The sequence below is a fragment of the Helicobacter apodemus genome (assembly GCF_003097575.1).
Lineage (GTDB): Bacteria > Campylobacterota > Campylobacteria > Campylobacterales > Helicobacteraceae > Helicobacter_D > Helicobacter_D apodemus.
The window spans coordinates 657,901-677,377 of the sequence record NZ_CP021886.1 but is presented as its reverse complement, the minus strand read 5'-3'; the positions used below and the strand labels follow the sequence as shown (position 1 = coordinate 677,377).

General features: G+C 32.1%; 19 protein-coding genes. 10 read left to right on the top strand and 9 right to left on the bottom strand.

Going from position 1 to position 19,477, the window contains the following annotated elements:
* Positions 1-102: 102 nt before the first annotated feature.
* Positions 103-558: an ankyrin repeat domain-containing protein gene (locus CDV25_RS03290; RefSeq protein WP_162550504.1), complete on the bottom strand. Its 456-nt coding sequence runs from the start codon at positions 556-558 to the stop codon at positions 103-105.
* Between the two features lie 79 nt (positions 559-637).
* A complete protein-coding gene (locus tag CDV25_RS03285) occupies positions 638-2,728 on the bottom strand; it encodes an ATP-dependent helicase (protein WP_108910753.1) in 2,091 nt (696 codons plus the stop codon).
* 137 nt (positions 2,729-2,865) lie between these two features.
* On the opposite strand from CDV25_RS03285, the gene CDV25_RS03280 reads away from it, so the two are divergent.
* Positions 2,866-3,774 (top strand): LysR family transcriptional regulator, encoded by a 909-nt coding sequence (locus CDV25_RS03280; RefSeq protein WP_108910752.1) that lies wholly within the window; start codon positions 2,866-2,868, stop codon positions 3,772-3,774.
* Here CDV25_RS03280 and CDV25_RS03275 read toward each other — a convergent pair.
* The 3 genes from CDV25_RS03275 to CDV25_RS03265 are packed head-to-tail and all read right to left on the bottom strand — an operon-like array spanning position 3,771 to position 6,317.
* Entirely contained in the window at positions 3,771-4,463 is a 693-nt protein-coding gene (locus tag CDV25_RS03275) for a M48 family metallopeptidase (RefSeq protein WP_239056413.1), read from the bottom strand. The genes CDV25_RS03280 and CDV25_RS03275 overlap by 4 nt on opposite strands.
* Complete coding sequence (locus tag CDV25_RS03270; RefSeq protein ID WP_108910751.1) at positions 4,453-5,685, bottom strand: hypothetical protein; 1,233 nt, start codon at positions 5,683-5,685, stop codon at positions 4,453-4,455. The genes CDV25_RS03275 and CDV25_RS03270 overlap by 11 nt, the downstream gene beginning before the upstream one ends.
* Positions 5,682-6,317: a uracil-DNA glycosylase family protein gene (locus tag CDV25_RS03265; RefSeq protein WP_108910750.1), complete on the bottom strand. Its 636-nt coding sequence runs from the start codon at positions 6,315-6,317 to the stop codon at positions 5,682-5,684. The genes CDV25_RS03270 and CDV25_RS03265 overlap by 4 nt, the downstream gene beginning before the upstream one ends.
* A 150-nt stretch (positions 6,318-6,467) precedes the next feature.
* Between CDV25_RS03265 and CDV25_RS10100 the strand changes: the two genes are divergently transcribed.
* Positions 6,468-6,632, top strand: a complete 165-nt coding sequence (locus CDV25_RS10100) for a hypothetical protein (protein ID WP_162550408.1) — start codon at positions 6,468-6,470, stop codon at positions 6,630-6,632.
* A gap of 284 nt (positions 6,633-6,916) precedes the next feature.
* Positions 6,917-7,630 carry a hypothetical protein gene (locus CDV25_RS03260; RefSeq protein ID WP_162550406.1) on the top strand — a complete coding sequence of 238 codons (714 nt, stop codon included), beginning with the start codon at positions 6,917-6,919 and terminating at the stop codon, positions 7,628-7,630.
* Between the two features lie 86 nt (positions 7,631-7,716).
* Here CDV25_RS03260 and CDV25_RS03255 read toward each other — a convergent pair whose 3' ends face one another.
* Together CDV25_RS03255 and CDV25_RS03250 are read right to left on the bottom strand one after the other, a co-directional pair.
* Positions 7,717-8,304, bottom strand: a complete 588-nt coding sequence (locus tag CDV25_RS03255; RefSeq protein ID WP_108910748.1) for a peptidylprolyl isomerase — start codon at positions 8,302-8,304, stop codon at positions 7,717-7,719.
* A complete protein-coding gene (locus tag CDV25_RS03250) occupies positions 8,276-9,205 on the bottom strand; it encodes a ribose-phosphate pyrophosphokinase (protein WP_034553778.1) in 930 nt (309 codons plus the stop codon). Before CDV25_RS03250 ends, CDV25_RS03255 begins: the two co-directional genes overlap by 29 nt.
* A gap of 138 nt (positions 9,206-9,343) precedes the next feature.
* On the opposite strand from CDV25_RS03250, the gene hemL reads away from it, so the two are divergent.
* Genes hemL through CDV25_RS03235 form a run of 3 tightly spaced genes read left to right on the top strand, consistent with a single transcriptional unit; the run spans position 9,344 to position 11,475 of the window.
* Entirely contained in the window at positions 9,344-10,663 is a 1,320-nt protein-coding gene (hemL, locus tag CDV25_RS03245; protein WP_108910747.1) for a glutamate-1-semialdehyde 2,1-aminomutase, read from the top strand.
* Positions 10,653-10,964, top strand: coding sequence for an AtpZ/AtpI family protein (locus tag CDV25_RS03240; RefSeq protein ID WP_108910746.1), 312 nt, complete (start codon positions 10,653-10,655; stop codon positions 10,962-10,964). The genes hemL and CDV25_RS03240 overlap by 11 nt, the downstream gene beginning before the upstream one ends.
* Positions 10,951-11,475: a hypothetical protein gene (locus CDV25_RS03235; RefSeq protein WP_239056412.1), complete on the top strand. Its 525-nt coding sequence runs from the start codon at positions 10,951-10,953 to the stop codon at positions 11,473-11,475. Before CDV25_RS03240 ends, CDV25_RS03235 begins: the two co-directional genes overlap by 14 nt.
* Here CDV25_RS03235 and rpsU read toward each other — a convergent pair.
* The gene (rpsU, locus tag CDV25_RS03230) at positions 11,464-11,676 is read right to left on the bottom strand and encodes a 30S ribosomal protein S21 (RefSeq protein ID WP_006803152.1); all 213 of its coding nucleotides are present in this window, start codon (positions 11,674-11,676) and stop codon (positions 11,464-11,466) included. The two genes, CDV25_RS03235 and rpsU, sit on opposite strands and share 12 nt — an antisense overlap.
* A gap of 147 nt (positions 11,677-11,823) precedes the next feature.
* Here rpsU and ccoG point away from each other — a divergent pair, with 147 nt between their 5' ends.
* Together ccoG and CDV25_RS03220 are read left to right on the top strand one after the other, a co-directional pair.
* Positions 11,824-13,197, top strand: a complete 1,374-nt coding sequence (gene ccoG / locus CDV25_RS03225) for a cytochrome c oxidase accessory protein CcoG (RefSeq protein ID WP_108911816.1) — start codon at positions 11,824-11,826, stop codon at positions 13,195-13,197.
* 2 nt (positions 13,198-13,199) lie between these two features.
* The gene (locus tag CDV25_RS03220) at positions 13,200-14,264 is read left to right on the top strand and encodes an AI-2E family transporter (RefSeq protein WP_108910744.1); all 1,065 of its coding nucleotides are present in this window, start codon (positions 13,200-13,202) and stop codon (positions 14,262-14,264) included.
* On the opposite strand, the gene CDV25_RS03215 is transcribed toward CDV25_RS03220, so the two are convergent.
* Positions 14,261-16,903 carry a valine--tRNA ligase gene (locus tag CDV25_RS03215; RefSeq protein ID WP_108910743.1) on the bottom strand — a complete coding sequence of 881 codons (2,643 nt, stop codon included), beginning with the start codon at positions 16,901-16,903 and terminating at the stop codon, positions 14,261-14,263. The two genes, CDV25_RS03220 and CDV25_RS03215, sit on opposite strands and share 4 nt — an antisense overlap.
* Positions 16,904-17,042: 139 nt before the next feature.
* On the opposite strand from CDV25_RS03215, the gene fliW reads away from it, so the two are divergent.
* Both fliW and CDV25_RS03205 read left to right on the top strand, forming a co-directional pair.
* A complete protein-coding gene (gene fliW, locus CDV25_RS03210; protein WP_239056411.1) occupies positions 17,043-17,438 on the top strand; it encodes a flagellar assembly protein FliW in 396 nt (131 codons plus the stop codon).
* Positions 17,439-17,443: 5 nt separating this feature from the next.
* Positions 17,444-19,456 (top strand): ATP-dependent helicase, encoded by a 2,013-nt coding sequence (locus CDV25_RS03205; RefSeq protein ID WP_108910742.1) that lies wholly within the window; start codon positions 17,444-17,446, stop codon positions 19,454-19,456.
* Positions 19,457-19,477 lie beyond the last annotated feature (21 nt).

The window sequence follows — 19,477 nt, the reverse complement described above, 5'->3', positions numbered from 1 at the left end:
AATCTACCACCTTATCTTTTAAAACCTTAAAACCCCCCGCAAAATTTTATAAACTCATTGTTTAGGATTATTGTAGTGCAGAAAATAATTGTATGAGGTGTCCTAGAAGCTTATCCATAGCTTCTTAAAGAGACTGATTTTTTTATTAGAGTATTGTTTGAGAAGTTTGATAATCTCTTTTCTGCGAAATAAAATAGCAAAATCATAAGGAGTCATTCCCATAGGGTTTTTTAAATCTGGGTTTGCTCCATTTTCAAGCAATAATTTTGCAACTTCTACATATCCTTTAAAGCACACTCCAGAGAGTGGTGTTAAATTTTTATCATTTGTTTTATCAACTTCTGCTTTGTATTGTAGAAGTAATTTAACACATTCTATACTATTATGATAGCTTGCAAGCATTAATAAAGAATCACCTTTGTGGTTTGTAAGGTTAGGGTTTAATCCATTTTGTAAAAGTGTTTTTAGAGATTGGTAGTCATTGTTTCTTGCCATATCAAAAGACATCGCACAAAGTTCTTCTAGTTTTTCTTTTTCTTGGGGTGTTAGTTCCATAATTATCCCTCCTTAAGATAGCAAATTATACCAAAATACTATGATCATCATAAGATGAGATTAATTGCAGAGGGTTTAGGTGTTATACTTTCTTGACATAGCTACTTAAAATATTGCGTATAGAACCCCCAAAGTTTATTCTTAATTTTGTTTCTTTGCCGCTTTTGGTAACTTCCAAGATTCTCCCTGCACCAAAAATTTTATGGAAGATACAATCCCCTTTTTTAAAGTTACTATCATTTTCTAGAGATTTTAAGGAATATTTAGAATCTTTGGGGTAAATAACTCCACATTCTTCTAAAAATCTAGAGGGTGAAATATTGGCACGATTGCCTTTGTAAAATCTTGAATCTACATAGCTTAAATAAAGCTCTTTTTTTGCCCTTGTGAAAGCAACATAGCCTAATCTTCGCTCTTCTTCTAAATTACTATATTCTTTAATCATAGGGAAGAATCCCTCTTCAAGCCCGATGATAAAAACATAGTCAAATTCTAAGCCTTTACTAGAATGCACGCTCATACAATTTATGCCTTTGATTCCTTTAGATTGTTGCCGCATTTCTACATCTTCTTGGTCGCTTCTTAAAGCTAACTCATTTAAAAAATCTTCTAATTCCATAAGGGGATTATGTTTGTGATATTCTCTATAAATTCCATAAAATTCTTGGATATTACTCACTCTTTCAACTTCTTCATTGCTTTTATTAAAGGATTCACAAAACCCTATTTTAGACTCAAAAATATCAAGAAAATCTTGAGGGGAATCTTTAAGGCATTTTTGCAAGGATTCTAAAGTATTAAAAAACTCTTTTAGGTTTGTTAAGGTTTTGTTCCCTAAGAGTGTTTCTAGGGTTACATCCTCTTTGTATAGCTGATAAATGCTGCAACTTTTCGCTTCTGCAAGAGATTTTAGTTTATCTATGGTGGTTTTGCCAATACCTCTTTTGGGTTTATTAATAATTCTCATTAAAGAGAAATCATCGTGGATATTGGTAAGAACTTGAAAATAACTTAAAATATCTTTGATTTCACTGCGTTCATAAAAGCGGATAGTACCAACTAAGGTATAAGGGATTTTTTCACGATTAAATCCCTCTTCTAAAGAGCGAGAGAGTGCATTAAGTCTAAAGAGTATGGCAATGTTTTGTGCTTCTACTCCATTAGCTAAAAGCTTTTTAATGATTTTACAGAGATTTTTTACCTCCTCTAACTCATCACTACTGTGTAGAATCTCAACAGCCTTTCCTTCCTCTAATGTGCTTCTAAGAGTTTTTCCTAAACGTTCTTTATTTTTAGAAATAAGGTTATTAGCAGCTTCTAAGATTTTTTTGCTAGAGCGATAATTTTCTTCTAGTTTAATCATTTGGGCATTGCTAAAATGCTGTGTGAAGTTTAAAATATTTTGGATATTCGCACCACGCCAGCTATAAATACTTTGGTCATCATCCCCAACAACACAAATATTTTGGTGTGTAAAGCACAGATGTTTTAAAAGTAAATATTGAAGTTCATTTGTATCTTGGTATTCATCAACCATAATATATTGGTATTTATGGCTAATTTCTTTAGCAATTTCTGGAAATTTTTGGAGAATTTCAAGTGGCAAAAGTAGTAAATCATCAAAATCAACTCTATTATTCTGTAAAAGAAAATCTTGGTAGTCTAAATAGATTTTTGCGATTTGTTTATAAGTCGGGCTATAAGCATTTTCTATCGCTTCTTGTGGGCTAATTTTGGAGTTTTTATAGTGGGATATTTCACTAAGTAATAAAGGCATAGGGAATAGGTTATTATTGAATGTTTTGAGGATTTTTTTGGTATCTTCTCTATCAGTTAGCGTGAAATTATTTTTACGCTCTAAGTGGTGAATATGAAACTTTAAGAATAATAGCCCAAATTTATGAAAGGTGCAAAGCAGTGGAGGGTGAGGGGTAGTATTTTCTATCATATCTAAAGCCCTTTTTTGCATTTCAAAAGCGGCTTTATTGGTGAAAGTTAGCGTAAGGGTATCACTAGGTGGAATTCCAATTTCATCAATTAAATACGCAAGCCTTGTTGTAATGGTTTTTGTTTTTCCACTTCCTGCTCCGGCTAGAATAAGCAATGCCCCTTCTATGGTTTTAACCGCTTTTTGTTGGGAGGGATTGAGTTGTTGTAGAAGTTTTTTTTGCATAGGTAGCCTTCTGATTGGAAAAAGTTACAAATATTCTAAATAGATTATAACAATAAAGTGTTTATATTTTGATAATAGTGTTTATATGATATACTATGTGTATCTTATAATTTTTGAGCTCGTGGGGAGGAGTATTTATGCTACGAGATTTTGAAAAATTGCAAACTTTTATGATTGTGGCTCAAGAGAAAAGTATTTCAAAAGCTTCTATGAAAGTAGGCATCTCACAACCAGCAGTTACTCAGCACATTAAAATTATTGAATCTTATTTTAATACAAAGATGATTTATCGTAAGAAAAATGGAGTTTTGCTTACAAAAGATGGTGAAAGTCTTTTTTGGATTTTAGTAAAGCTTAATAAGACTTTAAAGGATTACCAAAAAGAGATGGTGATGATGATTAAACGTTGTGAAACGATAAAAATAGCTTGTTCTTACACCGTTGGAAAATTTATCTTACCTCAGTGTTTTACAGAAGTTAAAAGTAATATTTATCCTAATATTGAACATTATGTCGCAACTTCTGTAGAGGCTATTCACGATTTGCAAAATAAGAAATGTGAAATAGCTATTGTAGAATCCCCTTTCTTTAAAGAGAATATTATTTATAGGGAATGGCTTGAAGATGAATTGGTTTTAGTTTGTAATAAACCTTTAGCGCGAATTGTTAAAGGGGAAGATTTGTATTCCTATAATTGGGTTGGTTTAAATCCCCAAACGCAAACTGCAAGCATTATAAAAAAGCATTTAGATAAATTAGCCATTAAAAGTGATAAATTAAAAATCTCATTAGAATTTGATAAACTCTCTGAGATTAAAGATTTCTTGATTTCTCAAGTAGAAGGCAAAGACGCATATGTTGGTTTTTTGCCTTATTTGCATATTCAAGATGAATTGAAAAACAGGATGCTTTATACTCGTAGCGTAAGAGGTTTAAAACTAAGAAGAAAAATGTTTTTAGCTTTTCCAAAACATAAAAAGAATGATTCATTAATTAAAAATATTAGCCATCATATTATCTTTAATACTGCAATTTCAATGTATTAATTTTTAAAAATTCTTTTATAGAGATAAAGATTGAAAGAATGATTTTCCCTAAACCATAAATGAATATTTTTAGGGTTTTTATCATAAGTTAAAACAAGCTCCCAAAACTCTTTTTGGTGATTTGGATATTTGATATGTGCTAATTCGTGTATAACAACAGAATCAATGAGTGCTTTTGGAATTAAGCTAAGTTTTAAACTAAAGCGGATTTTGTGAGACTTGCTATAGCAGCAACCTAGTTGTTTAATACTTTTTCCATAGGTGATTTGGCTAGGATAGAGATTCATTAAAGAGCACCAATGTTGAAGTGATAGTTGGATATAAGAGTGGAGTTCTTTTTGGTAGAATTCCTGCAATTTAGTTTTAATGGTTAAAGAAGGTGTGGTAGTGGATATAAATTCCTGCCAGAGTTTTTGAATAGAAGTATCTTTAAAGTCAATCCATTCGCCAAAAAGGAATATTTTTTCTTCTAAGAGGGTGTAGGTTATTTGACTTTGGGAATTTATTTGGGTAGCAATCCACTCTTTGTTGTCTTGTAAGAAATTTAAACATTCTTTCTCACTAATATGTTTGGGGGCTGTTAGTAAAAGTGTAGAAAAATCTTTAAACTGCAAACGCAAATATCTGTAATTACGGTTTTTGATAATTTTGAGATAGCAATTAGGAGGAACAATATTTTTAATATTCATAGTTAATAGGAACAAATCGATTATTTTTAGGGGTTAATATATCAATTTTATATTCTACTTGATTGTTTTTTATGGCTTCTTTGAAATAGGCTTTGGCATTAGGAATATTTTGTAAGTAAAAGTATTCAATCCCATAAGCAGTAGAATAGTTAATCCAATCATATTCTAAATCTGCATTGAGTAATTTTGCTTCTTCAACAAGCAGTGAATCAGATTTTGCAATGGAGTTTGCAATATACATATTATTCCTATCTTTTTCTTGAGTGATAGAGAGGAGGCTTGGGTTATAATTAATTTGTGTAGAGTAGATACCATTAATCTTTATATCATTATAAGTAATTTGTGAGAGAATAATACTTGAATGTGTGATGGGGGTATTGAGAAAAATTTTTGAATCTTTAAGTAGGGGTTGGATAGTCTTAATTTCTTTAGGGAATGTTGTAGCACTCTTAGGATTAAAAGCATTAGAGTAAATAGTGTCTAAATTGTATTTTAGGACATATTCATTCATTTGGCTTCCAATATAACCTTCATCATAGAAACTTATAACCTTTGTGGAGTTGGGATTTAAAGCAGAGAGTTTTTCTATTTGCTTCTCATAGCTAATGCCTCCATAGATAATATTTGGCATAAGCGGTTCTGTAATTTGAGAGGAATGTACGCTAGGGATATAAATAGGTATTTGGGTTTTTAAATGATTGATATTATTAGCCCCTACATAGGTTAATAGAGCCACGATTTGTTTATATCCCTTAGATGTAATGGTATCTATGGTATTTTGCAAATCCTCTAAGGATTCACTTTTGCTATCAAAGACTTCAAAGTTAAAGGGTTGGTTGCGATGAAATAGGTAGCTTAAGATAACATTGGTTGAAGAGATTGAATACCGCCCAATAGTTTTTTTAGGAAAGAGTAGGGCAATTTGGATTAAAGCGGATTTTTGAATATCTAAAAAATAAGGAATAGAGGCAATTTCTAATTCCATTGAGAGAGATTTTGCATTGGTAAGTAATTCTTCATTGGTGTTATTTTTATTAACATTAGCTAAAAAAGAGAAAATTTGTCCTTTTTGTAAATATTCTTTGAGGCAGGCTTTAGAACAGGTTTGAATTTCAATGTTGAGAATTTCAGTTTTTGGTGTGGGGAGTGGGGAAGGGTATTTACCAGCGGCTAATATTAAACTTGGCAATAGGCTTAATAATAATGTTGTAAATAATCTCATAAATATCCTTTAAGTGTTAGAAATTCTTGGTGTGCTTGGATTTTTAATTGTGGTTGCCTTAATAGTTGGGTTAAGGAAAAAGTCGGAAATAAAAGAAAGTCTCCCCATTTTAAGGATTTTCCTTGTAGGTTTTCATAAGGTGTTTTGTCGTCGCAAAAGAACTCATAAACTTCTTGTCCTAACAAAACAATAAGCTTATTTTCTGAAAATTCTAATTGCTTGAAAAGATAGTTTTTGCAAGATTGGTAGCATTGGTGTTGAGAGATTTTAGGTATCTCACATTTTAAAAGTGACAAGATTGATACTTCTTTTAAAGAAAGTAATAAGACATTTTCAATAATTTTTTTTAGCATTTGTGAGTTTTTGGAGGTAAAACGTAGTTGTATATCTAAAATAGGACTTAAACTTAAAAAAGTAATTTTAGATTTTAGATTATAAAGTCCTATATGAGGTATAGACGATTTTTGTGGGCAGAGTTGGCATTCTTGGATAAGTTTTTGTAGGTTTGCGGGATTGTTAATTTTAAAAGAATCTTGAGTATATATTGGAGGTTGGGGATTACAATATTTTACGCCTAATGCTCGGAGTAAATAGAGTTTTTTTAAGGTTAAAAGTGTGTGAAGTGTTTGCACAAGAATCCTAATTTTTAAAATAATAAAATTTGAGAAATTATAAAATAAAAAGATTAAAGGTAGATAAGGAAATAAAAGGAATGTTTTTTGCTTGTTTATGTGTAAAGGAATTGGAAATTATCAAAGGATAGAGTATATAAGGAGAAACTAATGTATTCTGTCGATTCTAGAAGTGGATATGCTTCTTACGCTAATGGTTTTAGCGGTGATAGAAATAATCAACTTAGTATAACTTCTTTTGAAGATAAATATCTTCAAAAGAAGAAATTTATTCAAGAGGCACTCCACCACTCTAAGGGGAGGGTGTTGCTTTAGCAAATGCTACAAATAATGTTGTAGATAATGCCTTAAAAAAGGGTAGTATAGATTCTAAAATAGATGGGTTTAGTTATCATCAAACAAAGTCCAATAATGCTCTACTAGAGCTTATACAAACGCAAGAAAATAAAGAGGCTATTAAGAATATTTTTGAAAAGTCTTTTATTGCAACTAATGATTCTAAACCACAAAATATAAGTGAAGAGATATTAAAAGCTTATAATCCTTTAGAGACAAAGGGTGAGGATATTCCTCAAAATGCAGTGAGTTTTGTAGATGAAGTGAGTGGAAAAACTATTTATGTTCCACTTAATGAAGCAAACGCTAAACGATTAAATGAGAAATTTGGAAGTTTAGAGAAAGCAAATAGCTATGTAAAGGGTTGGTATTATGATGCTGCTTATAAGGTGGGTTATTTAAGTGGGGATAGTGATGGGAATGGAAGCATTAGTATTGATGAGGGTATTCATTTAAAGAGTCTTGTTTCAGTTATAAACTCAAAATATTATTCTATTGCAGAGAGCATACCAGCAGGAGATGAAGAGCAAAAAAGATTTTTAGAGCAAATAGGCTTTATTGATAATTTAGCAGATTTTATTAACCACTCTATTACTCAAGATATTAATTTAGATGGTGATTTAAGTTTCAAAGAGGTAATGAGTGGAGATAATGAAATGGTGTTATTTGTCGCTAAAAATTTGCAGACCTCAGAGATTACCGATATTTTTGCGATAAAGCATTTCAATTTTTCATCAGCGGGATTTAGTTTTGATGACTTTCTCTTAAATCTTATTGGGAATAATCAAGGTAGTATCAATGTAGATGAGAAAAAAGATATAAGTTTAGAGACTATAAAGGTAGATGAGATTGATAAATGGATAAGAGGTGCTAAAAAATCTAAGGATAAGAAGCATTTAAGCTTCCTAAGTAGTGCAGAGCAAACGAAATTATTAAAAGCCGATGCAATTTTAGTGAATTTGTTAAAGAGTAGTTAAGTTGGATTTAAATCTTTAGTTGTAGAGATTATAGTATTTTTGTTAATAATAGGAATTCTCTTACTCTATAAAAGAAAATTAAAAGATTAATTTTTCTTTATATTTATTTGGAGAATATAAGCTTTGATGATTTTTTGCTCTTTAAGGGGCTTATCTTGTGTGTTAGTGGGGGTATATTCTATTTTTCTTAGAGTCTTGAAGCTTTCTTCTTGATTTTCTTTGCTAATTTCCCCAAAAATAGTATGTAGTCCATTTAGATGGGGTGTTTTTGTTGTAGTAATGAAAAATTGACTACCATTAGTATTAGCCCCTGCATTTGCCATAGCAAGTATTCCTGCTTTATCAAAGGTATAACCTTGCACTATCTCATCTTCAAAATCTTGTCCCCAAATAGATTCTCCACCTCTGCCTGTCCCTGTTGGATCACCACCTTGAATCATAAATTTACGAATAGTGCGATGGAATATTGTCCCATTATAATACCCATTGTTAATATGCGTTACAAAATTTTCTACAGCTTTAGGGGCAACTTGCGGGAATAAATCTAAAGTAATTTTTCCAGCAGTGGTTTCTAAAATGGCTTGGATTTTCTTGGAATCTTCTGCATTAAGAGAGTATTCTAAGAGTATAAAAAGAGATAATATCTTAAATAAAAAGAGAATTGACACTTTCATTTTTATTAATCCTTCTAATAACTTCTGCAAATAAAGGAGCTACGCTTAAAACTTTGATTTTAGGGGAAGCTATTTTAAGTGGAATGGTATCTGTAACAATAACTTCATCAATTTGGCTTTTTTCAATTTTTTCATAAGCCTCACCGCTAAAGACAGCGTGAGTTCCTAATGCAATTACGCTTGTCGCTCCTTTTTCTTTAAAAGCTGAAGCGGCTTTTACCATTGTTCCAGCTGTATCAATAATATCATCAATTAAAATAACATTTTTATCCCTTACGTTCCCAATAACATTCATCACTTCACTTTCATTAGCTTTCTCTCTCCGTTTATCAATGAGGACGATTTCTAATCCTAAGAGTTTAGCGAAATATCTAGCTCTTGCAACTCCTCCTATATCCGGACTTGCGATAATGGCATTTTGCAGATTTTTTGATCGGATATAGTCTTGGAATATCACAGAACCATAAAGATTATCTACAGGAATATCAAAAAAACCTTGTATTTGACCAGCGTGTAAATCCATAGTGACAAGTCTAGTAATACCTGCTCTTTGGAGCAAGTCAGCGACTAATTTTGCAGTAATTGGAACTCTAGGTTCAGCTTTTCTATCTTGTCTTGCATAGCCAAAATAAGGCATAATCACATTGATACAATTAACAGAACTTCTTTTTAAGGCATCAATGATAATGAAAAGCTCCATTAAATTATCATTTGCAGGAGCACAGGTTGGTTGGATTACAAATACATCTTTTCCCCTAACACTCTCACAAAGTCTTATACTAATCTCTCCATCACTAAAGCGACTAATTTCAGCTTCTGCTAATGTTATGTTTAAATTATCCGCAACATCTTTAGAAAAGTTAGGGTGTGCACTTCCTGTAAAAATTTTAAAATCTTGCATAAAATGCCTTTTTAGAGAAATAAAGTTGTAATTATAAACTTTTAAAACTTTGAAAAGTAAAAAATTGGAATTATTTATAAAGATTTTTAAAATTAGTGTATGATTAGATATTTAATTAGGTATTTAATAAGGGTAAATATGGAATTTTTAAATAATTTAAATAGTATCAACGACTTTAATGAAGCAAAGCAAGTTATTGCTGGTGGAGTAAATTCTCCTGTGAGGGCTTTTAAAAGTGTGGGCGGCACTCCCCCTTTTATAAGAGAGGGTAGAGGGGCTTATTTAATTGATGAGGATGGGAATAAATATATTGATTTTGTGCAAAGTTGGGGTCCATTAATCTTTGGACATAGTGATGAATATATACAAGAGATGGTTTTGCATACTCTTAAAAAAGGACTTTCTTTTGGTGCTCCAACTACTTTAGAGACGGCTTTGGCTAAGGAAATAATTGCTCTTTATGAAGGAATTGATAAAATCCGTTTTGTTTCCAGTGGGACAGAGGCAACAATGAGTGCTATTAGGCTTGCTAGGGCTTATACGCAAAAAGACGATATTATTAAGTTTGAGGGTTGTTATCACGGACATAGTGATTCTTTGCTTGTTAATGCAGGGAGTGGGTTAGCAACTTTTGGGAATCCTAGCTCACCAGGTGTTCCGCAAGATTTTGTTAAGCATACTTTAGTAGCCCATTATAATGATATAACAAGTGTTGAGCTATGTATTAAAGAGAGTGAAAAAAGTGGTAATGGTGTTGCTTGTGTTATTATAGAGCCTATAGCAGGAAATATGGGGTTAGTGCCTACTACAAAAGAGTTTTTAAAAGATTTAAGGGATCTTTGTAACCAACATAATATTGTTTTAATTATGGATGAGGTAATGAGTGGGTTTAGAGCAGCCCTTAATGGGTCGCAAAATTTTTATGGGGTTTATGGTGATTTGGTAACTTTTGGAAAAGTTATTGGGGGCGGAATGCCTGTGGGGGCTTTTGGTGGTATTGAAGAGATAATGAGTTTGCTATCTCCTAATGGAGCTGTGTATCAAGCAGGAACATTAAGCGGTAATCCTGTTGCGATGAGTGCAGGATTAGCAACTTTAGAAAAACTAAAACAAAACCCAAAAATTTATCAAAATCTAGAATCTTTAGCTTTGCAACTTACAGAGGGATTACAAAATATTGCTCAAGAGTTTAGTATCCCTTTGCAAGTTTGTGTAAGGGGAAGTATGTTTGGGTTTTTCTTTAATGAAAATCCTGTAAATAATTTTAAAGATGTACAAAAAAGTGATACAGAAATGTTTGCAAAATTTCATCGAGGAATGTTGCAAAAAGGTATTTATTTAGCACCTTCACAATTTGAAAGTGGGTTTATTTGTTCTTGTATGGATGAGGATTTAATTCAAAGTGTGTTAGAAAGAGCAAGAGAGGTGATTTTGGAGATTAGCAATTATGAAAGATAAAGAAAGAGATTTAGAAAATAAACCCAAATACAAGGACGCACTTTTAGCTTATTCTAATGCTACACTTGGAATCTCTATGGTAGTTGCGGTTTTAATAGGGATTGGAGTAGGCTATGGCTTAAAATGGCTATTTGGATATTCTTGGCTATTTTGGCTAGGTGTAGTTTGGGGGATTTTAGCTGCTATTTTAAATGTCTATAAAGCCTATAAAGCACAAAAAAGGGAATTTGATGCTTTAAGTAAAGATCCTAAATATGCCCATCAAAAACCTGAAAAATGGGAAGAAGATGAGGATAATTAGCGTTTTATTAGTTGGTGTTTTATTTCTAAGTATTTATCTTTTAGCAGAGCAGAAATTTGCTTGGAGCTTTATTTTTGCTTTTATTGCGTTTTGTGGCATTATTTTTGCGGTATTCTTGACTCAAAAGAATAAAATTTATCAATTAATAGCCAATGCAACACAAGAAGAATTAGAAGTTTTAGCAATGTCAGATAAAGAGGCAAAGGAAGAAGGGTTTTACAGAGAGGATAATAATTCTTCCTTAGAGGGGGAAAAAGAGAAAGCTAAATATAGAACCTTTTGGGGAAATTTTGATAAAAATTCTAATAAAGTGGGGGTTAAAATGTTTTTTATGCCCTTTAGGTTATTAGCTTATGCCTTTTTAGTGGTTGGATTTTTTATTTTATTAAAGCAAGATTTTCTTGATATTGTTGGGTTTTTTAGTGGGCTAGTTGCGGCAAATATTATTATTGTAAGTTTTTATTTTTTAAGCTTAGGTATGAAAGAATTTCAATCAAGACTAAAGTCTTGATTCATAACGTCTTAGCATATAAAGACGTTTTAACATTTTTTTACGCGCACTGATTTTTTGCTTTTTACGTTTTTCTGTCTTAGGTTCAAAGAATCTTCTAGCTCTGCTTTCTGTTACCACTAGATTTCTATCTGCTTGTTTTTTAAATTTTCTATAAGCATCATCAAAAGATTCGTTTTCTCTAACTTTAATGCCTGGCATTGGTAAATCACCACCTTTTTTAAAATTTATTTAGGAGAGGATTATAGCATAAAATTTATAGGCCTATCTTAATCAAGCCATAAATAAGGAAGTCAAATTTATTAAAATATGTTAAAATTCCAAAACTTAATTTTAGGGAAGTGTGATATGTCTGTTGATAAATCCAATATTACTATTACGCAATATTTCAAAAAGCGTTACATAATGTATGTTGTAACAACCATTTTAATATTTTGTCTCCCTTTCATACAAATTAATGGAAACCAAATCTTTTTGCTTTCTTTTGATCATCAGCAATTACATTTATTTGGCATTGTTTTTAATACACAAGAGTTTTATTTGATGCCTTTTTTGTTAATTTTAATGTTCTTAGCAATTTTCTTTTTAACAAATTTAGCAGGAAGAGTATGGTGTGGGTGGGCTTGTCCGCAAACCATTTTTAGGGTTTTATATCGTGATTTTATTGAAACAAAGCTCTTGCGCTTGCGTAAAAAAATGCAAAATCGCCAGATAGAACCTGATATGAGCTTAAGAGCTAACCAATTTAAAAAGGCAATAGCTCTTATTCTATGGATTATTTTATCTTTTGTTGCTGCATCTAATTTTATGTGGTATTTTGTGCCTCCGCTAGATTTTTTTGCTTATATTCAAGATCCTTTAGAGCATAAATATTTATTGATTTTTCTCTTTGGGATTGCTATTTTTTTAATTGCAGATATTGTTTTTATCAAAGAAAACTTTTGTATTTATATGTGTCCTTATAGCCGAGTGCAAAGTGTGCTTTATGATAATGATACGATAATGACAGTGTATGATTATAAACGCGGTGGAGTAGTTTTTAATCCAGAGGGTATTAAGTTATGGAAAAAGCCTCCAGAATCATCTGCAGAATGTATAGGTTGTGAAGCTTGTGTGAGGATTTGTCCTACCCATATTGATATTCGTAAGGGTATGCAATTAGAATGTATTAATTGTTTAGAATGCTCTGATGCTTGCACGAAAGTTATGGGTAAGCTTGGTAAGGAAACTTTGATTTCTTGGACTAGCCCACGAGCTATTGATATGCGTAATAAAGTGAATTATATTCGTTTTAAAACGATTGCTTATGTCGTGGCTTTGGGGATTACTATCATAGGACTTTTATTTATGAGTTCTACAAAGGAGGATATGCTTTTAAATATTAACCGCAATGAACTTTATACGATTAGGGATCATCATCGTGTTGAAAATTCTTATATTTTTTTATTCCAAAACACTAAGCAAGAGCCTTATGAGTTTTATTTTGAAATTGAAAATAATCCTGCTATTAAAATTAGACGCCCTTCAAAAGCTTTTAGTATTAAAGCTGGAGAGAAGTTTAAACAAATTGTAGTGCTTTATACCGATGAAAATCTGGCACAAGATACGCAAAAGGATACTCATATACCTATAAAGATTAAAGCTTACGCTTTAGATTCTAAAGAGCCTATTGAAATTTTTAGGGAGAGTGTATTTATTTATCCACCATCTAAAGGGCTTTAGCAATGGTAAGTAACAAAGGAACTTATTTTTTTCTTGTTGTTTTTGTCTTGAGCGTTTTAGCGTTATTGAAGCTTTATTCACCCTTTTTGATGAAGCTTTTAATCGCCTTTTTGTTGTTTTTAGCTACACAAGGAATCTATCAAGCAATTTTTATAAAAACAAAATCGAATGTTTTTTCCTCTTTTGTTGCGACTTTATCTTTGCTTATTGGCTGTTTTATGCCTATTATTTATGTAATGATAAATTTAGCAGAGTTGGCTACGAGTTTAGATTTATCAAAATTACAAAATTTTATTATTTATATCAAAGATCAATGGATAGTGGTAAATGAAGCCTTATATGAGTATTTGCCGGATTTTGCACTTAAAGAGCTTAATCAATGGATTTTAAAAGTAGATTCTATGAATTGGGCAGAGGTTGTGAAAAGAGGATTATCTATTTTTGCACAAGCAGGGAAAAATAGCTTATTTTTCTTAAGTGATACTTTTTTTATCGTTATCTTTTTGTTTTTTTCTTATTATTATAGTAATTCTTTAGGGAAGTATTTGTTGAACCTCATTCCTCTTGAAAAAAAGCAAATCAAATCTTTATACAATGAAGTAAGCGGAGTAATTAGCGTTGTGTTTTATTCTTCTATTGCCTCTATGGTAATACAAGGAGTGCTTTTTGGTATTTTGATGTTTTTTTATGGGTATAATGCTATTTTATTGGGTGTATTTTATGGTTTTGCTTCTTTGATACCCGTTATTGGTGGGACATTAGTATGGTTGCCTGTAGCTTTATATGAGATTTATTTGGGGGATATTACTACTGCTATTGTTATAGTTTTGTATTCTATTTTAATCATAGCGACCTTAGCTGATAATATTGTCAAGCCCTTTTTGATAGCTTTTATCAATCGTGTATTGATTAAGACTCCTGTAAAAATTAATGAAATTTTAGTCTTTTTTGCCATTTTTGCAGGAATTACGAGTTTTGGATTTTGGGGGATTGTTTTAGGACCTGCTATTACTGCTTTATTTATCGCTTTATTAAGGGTTTATCAGAATATCTATCAAAAGAGTTAGCCTAAAAGACTTTTTAACTCTAATTGAATCTTGTTAAGCTTTTCTTGTTGTTCTAAGAGTAGATTTTGATTATCCGCTAAGACATTTTTAGGTGCATTAGCAAGGAATTTTGGATTATTTAGCATTCCCTCTAGCTTGTTAATTTCTTTTTGTGTTTTTTCTTGCTGCTTTTGTAGTCTTTGGATGATGGGATTTAAATCAATGCTTTGAGTGGGAATATAAGTTTCTAATTTTTCGGTAATATCGACAATACAATTTGGAATTTTTTGATGAGTGATTTGAATATCTGCTACTTTTGCGAGTTTGCAGATATAGTTTTTCAATAAATCTAAGAGATTATCAGGAATGGTATCATTTAACCGAATATAAGCTTTATCAATCTTTTGATTAGCAAGATTAATCACTGTTTTAGAGCGGCGAATAGAGATAATCGCATCTAAGATAATTTCAAAGACTTTGAAATTAGGGGTATTGTTATAAGAAAATGTGGGGTAGGGCTTTACCATAATAGAATTATTTTTCTCTAAGTTACTATTAGAGAGTCTATGCCATAGATATTCACTCAAAAAAGGCATATAAGGATGCAGTAATAAAAGAGATTCTTTAAAGATTGCACCAATTTCTATAATACAATCTTTGCTAACCTTACTAAGTTCAATCCCCCAATCACAGAAACTACCCCATAAAAACCGATAAAGTGTATTAGCCCCATCATTGAAGCGATAAGATTCTAAATGCGTTCTTATTTCTTTGATAGTTTCACTTAGAAGCTGTGCTAAATACTGCCCTAATGCACTCTTAGGTGTCCCAATCTCCTCAAGATTAGGAAACGAGTTTGCATTAAGGAGTAAGAAGTTTGTAGCATTATAAAGTTTATTAGTGAAATTTTTGCTAATTTCTAGTTGGCTATTAGAGAGTTTAATATCTCTCCCTTGCACGCAAAGGATTGCTAGGGTGAAACGTAAAACATCGGCACTATATTTTTCAATAAGATCTAGTGGATTGACAACATTACCCTTGCTTTTACTCATCTTTTGCCCTTTTTCATCCCGCACAAGAGCGTGTAAATAAATATCTGCAAAAGGCAGTTTTGATAGATGATGTTCCCCTAAAATCAGCATTCTTGCCACCCAAAAAAACAAAATATCAAAACCCGTAATTAAAAGCGAGTTAGGATAAAAGGTTTTTAAATCTTCTTCAAACCATAGGGTATCTTTACCCCATTCGCCATTACCAAAACCTAATGTAGAAAAAGACCATAAAGCCGAGCTAAACCAAGTATCAAGCACATCAGGATCTTGATAAATGTCCTCACTTTTGCATTTAGGACAATGTTTTGTCTCTTTGGTATCAGCCCATTGTGCCTTACAAGTGTTGCAGTAAAAAACAGGTATTTGATGTCCCCACCAAAGCTGCCTAGAAATGCACCAATCCCTTAACTCTTTCATCCACGCATTATAATTATTTTTCCATTGCGGAGGAAAAAATTTACTTTCATTAGCATTAGTTTTTTCAATAGCTTTTTGTGCGATTTCTTTTTTTAAAAACCATTGCTTAGAGATATAAGGTTCTACGACATTTCCACAGCGATAGCAATGCCCAACTTGATTTTTATGGGATTCAATTTTTTCGATAAAACCAAGTTTCTGCAGTTTTTCTACAATAATCTCTCTTGCTTCTAATCTCTCTAATCCTGCAAACTCACCCGCAATTTCATTTAAAATGCCTTTTTTATCAAAAACTACAATTTGTTCTAAATTATGCCTTTTACCAACTTCATAATCGTTGCTATCGTGTGCGGGCGTTACTTTCACACAACCTGTCCCAAATTCCATATCTACATAAGAGTCTCCAATAATGGGAATCTCTTTGTTGCTTAAAGGCAGTTTTACGCTCTTGCCAATAAGTTTGTTAAAGCGAGAATCTTTAGGATTAACCATTACTGCAGTATCCCCAAAATAAGTCTCTGGTCTTGTAGTGGCTACTACAAGATAATCTTGACTTTCTTTGAAAAAGTAGCGTAAATAATAGAGTTTTCCCTCATTTTCTTTATATTCTACTTCAATATCTGATAATGCCCCATCGTGTGTGCACCAATTAACAAGATATTTTCCTTGAATGATTAAGCCCTCATTATAGAGTTTTACAAACACTTCCCTAACCGCTTTTTGCAATCCCTCATCCATCGTAAAACGCGTTCTACTCCAAGCAGGAGAAACCCCTAATTTTCGCATTTGCTGAAGAATTAATCCGCCGCTTTGCTCTTTCCACTCCCACACCTTTTTTATAAAAGTATCTCTCCCTAAATCCTCTTTTTTAATCCCTTGTGCTAAGAGTTGCTTTTCTACGACATTTTGCGTAGCGATTCCTGCGTGATCAAGTCCGGGTTGCCAAAGTGTTTTAAATCCATCCATTCGTTTAAATCGCACCATAATATCTATGAGCGTATGATTAAGTGCGTGCCCTATATGGAGGCTACCAGTTACATTAGGGGGGGGTAGCATAATGCAAAAGGTTTTTCCCACCTTTTGTATAGCCTCATTGCCATAAATTTCAAAATATCCGCATTGTTCCCAAAGTTGGTAATAAGATTCTTCAATTTCTTTTGGGTTATAAGTGGAATTTGTTTTTTCTTGCATAAAAAAACCTTTGTAAATGGAATACTTTTTGCTAGAGTGTTTTTGATATTGAATTTTACCAAAAAATTAAATCTAAAAATTTTAAGGATAAAAATTTAAGGGTAAAATCTTAGAAATTTTAAAGTTTAAGGAAAAAGCAATGATGAAAAGTCAAAAGTTTATGGTAAAGTCCCCCATTCTAGGCTTTGAAGATGTTAATGAAGTTGAGTTTGCAGAAGTAGATGATGGTGCATTAGCCTTTTTGTCTATGGATAGAAAGGAGGTAGAATTACTTTTAGTTAATCCCTATAAAGTGCGTGAATACTCTTTTGAAGTTTCCGCAAGTATCCAAACTTTACTAGAAATCAAAGCAAGCTCTAATGTCAAGGTTTTTTGTGTTTTTGTTAGAGAAAAGGGAGATGGAATTAGGGTAAATTTCTTAGCACCTATTGTTTTAAATTGTGATAACAATACTCTAGCTCAAGTGGTTTTAAATAAAAAAGATTATCCGTTTTTTGGTGTTGCGGAGTCTATTAAAGATTATATTAAAGAATAGGAATTGTGCCTCTATCAAACCTTAATTTACAACAAAAACAAGCCTCTTTAGCCCCTAGTGGGTATAATTTGGTAATTGCATCAGCGGGCACTGGCAAGACTTCAACAATCGTTGCTAGAATCGCTTATTTGTTGCAGCAAGGTATTAGTCCTAAGGAGATTTTATTATTAACTTTCACCAACAAAGCTGCTCAAGAAATGCTTACAAGACTTTTAATGAAATTTGATGATAGTATTGTCAAACAGATTGAAGCAGGCACTTTTCACGCTGTGGCTTACCGCTATTTAAAAAACCATCATTCTATTATCCTTAAACAACCAAGAGAACTTAAAGTGCTTTTTAAAAGCCTCTATGACAAACGTGTATTTGCTAATGTTTCTGATATTACTCCTTATGGTGCAAATTATCTCTATGATATTTTCTCTCTTTACCAAAACTCTACGATTGATAGTAATTTTAAGGAATGGATTGCTAAGTACAACCAAGACCAACTACAATATGTGGAGATTTATTTAGATGTATGGGAGGAGTTTAGGGATTTAAAAAAAGCCTATCATTACGCTGATTATAATGATTTATTGCTTTATTATAGGGAGATGGTTAAAGAGCAAAAACTTACTTACAAGGAAATTTTAGTCGATGAATACCAAGATACCAATCCTTTGCAAGATTCGATCCTTAAAGCCCTCAATCCTCCATCTATTTTCTGTGTGGGGGATTATGACCAAAGTATTTATGCTTTTAATGGGGCAGATATTAGCATTATCGCAAGTTTTAAAGAGCATTATACTAATGGAAGAATCTTTAGCCTAACCAAAAATTATCGCTCTACTGCCCCTATTTTAAACCTTGCTAATAGAGTGATTGAAAAAAACCCTAGGATCTACCCTAAGAAGTTAGAAGTTGTAAAGAGCGAAAATTTTGGGTTGCCAAGTTTATTAGTCTTTGAAGAGTTGTTTTTACAATACCAAGGGATTGCAAACAAAATTAAGCTTTCCAATCGTCCTTTTGGGGAGATTGCTATTATCTTTAGGAATAATTCAAGTGCTGATGGTATAGAGGCAAGTTTAAGGGAGATAGACATTCCCACCAAACGCAAGGGAGGCATTAGCTTTTTTGATACCAAAGAAGTAGTTTTTGTGCTTAACCTCCTCTCTTTGCTCTATAACCCTAAAGATATGATGGCTTTTATCCATATTTTAAGCTATGTAAAAGGTATCGGTAATGCCTTAGCAAAAGATATTTATGAAGCCCTAGTATTATTAGGGAATGGGAATCCTATCCAAGGCTTATTAAAGCCAGATAAAACTATCCAAGAACCCTTTAAGAAAAGGGAGCAAAATATACAATTAGGCTTATTTGATGATTTTTATATGAATAAAAGCTTGAGATTTGATGGACTGCATAAGGATTTTGAAGACAATCCGCTTTTGAAGTATTCAAAGATTAATAAAGAGGGTGCGGAGTTTTTAAACGCCTTATTTTACTTTTTTAGTGTATTAAATATTAAGGACAAACCTTATTATCTCCTCTCCAAGATTTACCAACTTTCTATTTTTCAGATAGTTATACAAAAGCTTGCTAAAGAAAGGGCTATTACCAAAGAGGGGAATATTCATCCAGTAAAATACCAAGAATCTTTACAAAGGATTGAAAGGAGAATTTTAGTATTGAGGGATTTATCAAGCCATTATGAGGAGATAGGCAGATTTTTAAATGCTATGGTGCTTGGCTCTAGTGAGATGAGTGAGGGGGAGGGCGTGAATTTACTAAGTATCCACGCTAGTAAAGGATTAGAATTTGCAGAAGTCTATATTATTGATTTAATGGAGGGAAGATTCCCTAATAAAAAGCTTATGACGCAAGGTGGGAGTTTAGAAGAAGAAAGAAGATTATTTTATGTAGCAGTAACAAGAGCTAAGGAAAATCTGTATTTGAGCTATGCTAAAAGGGATAAACTGAAAAATATTGATTACCAAGGCTCACTTTTTCTTTATGAAGCAGGTTTATTAAAATAAGCCAGATTTATAAAAACATTA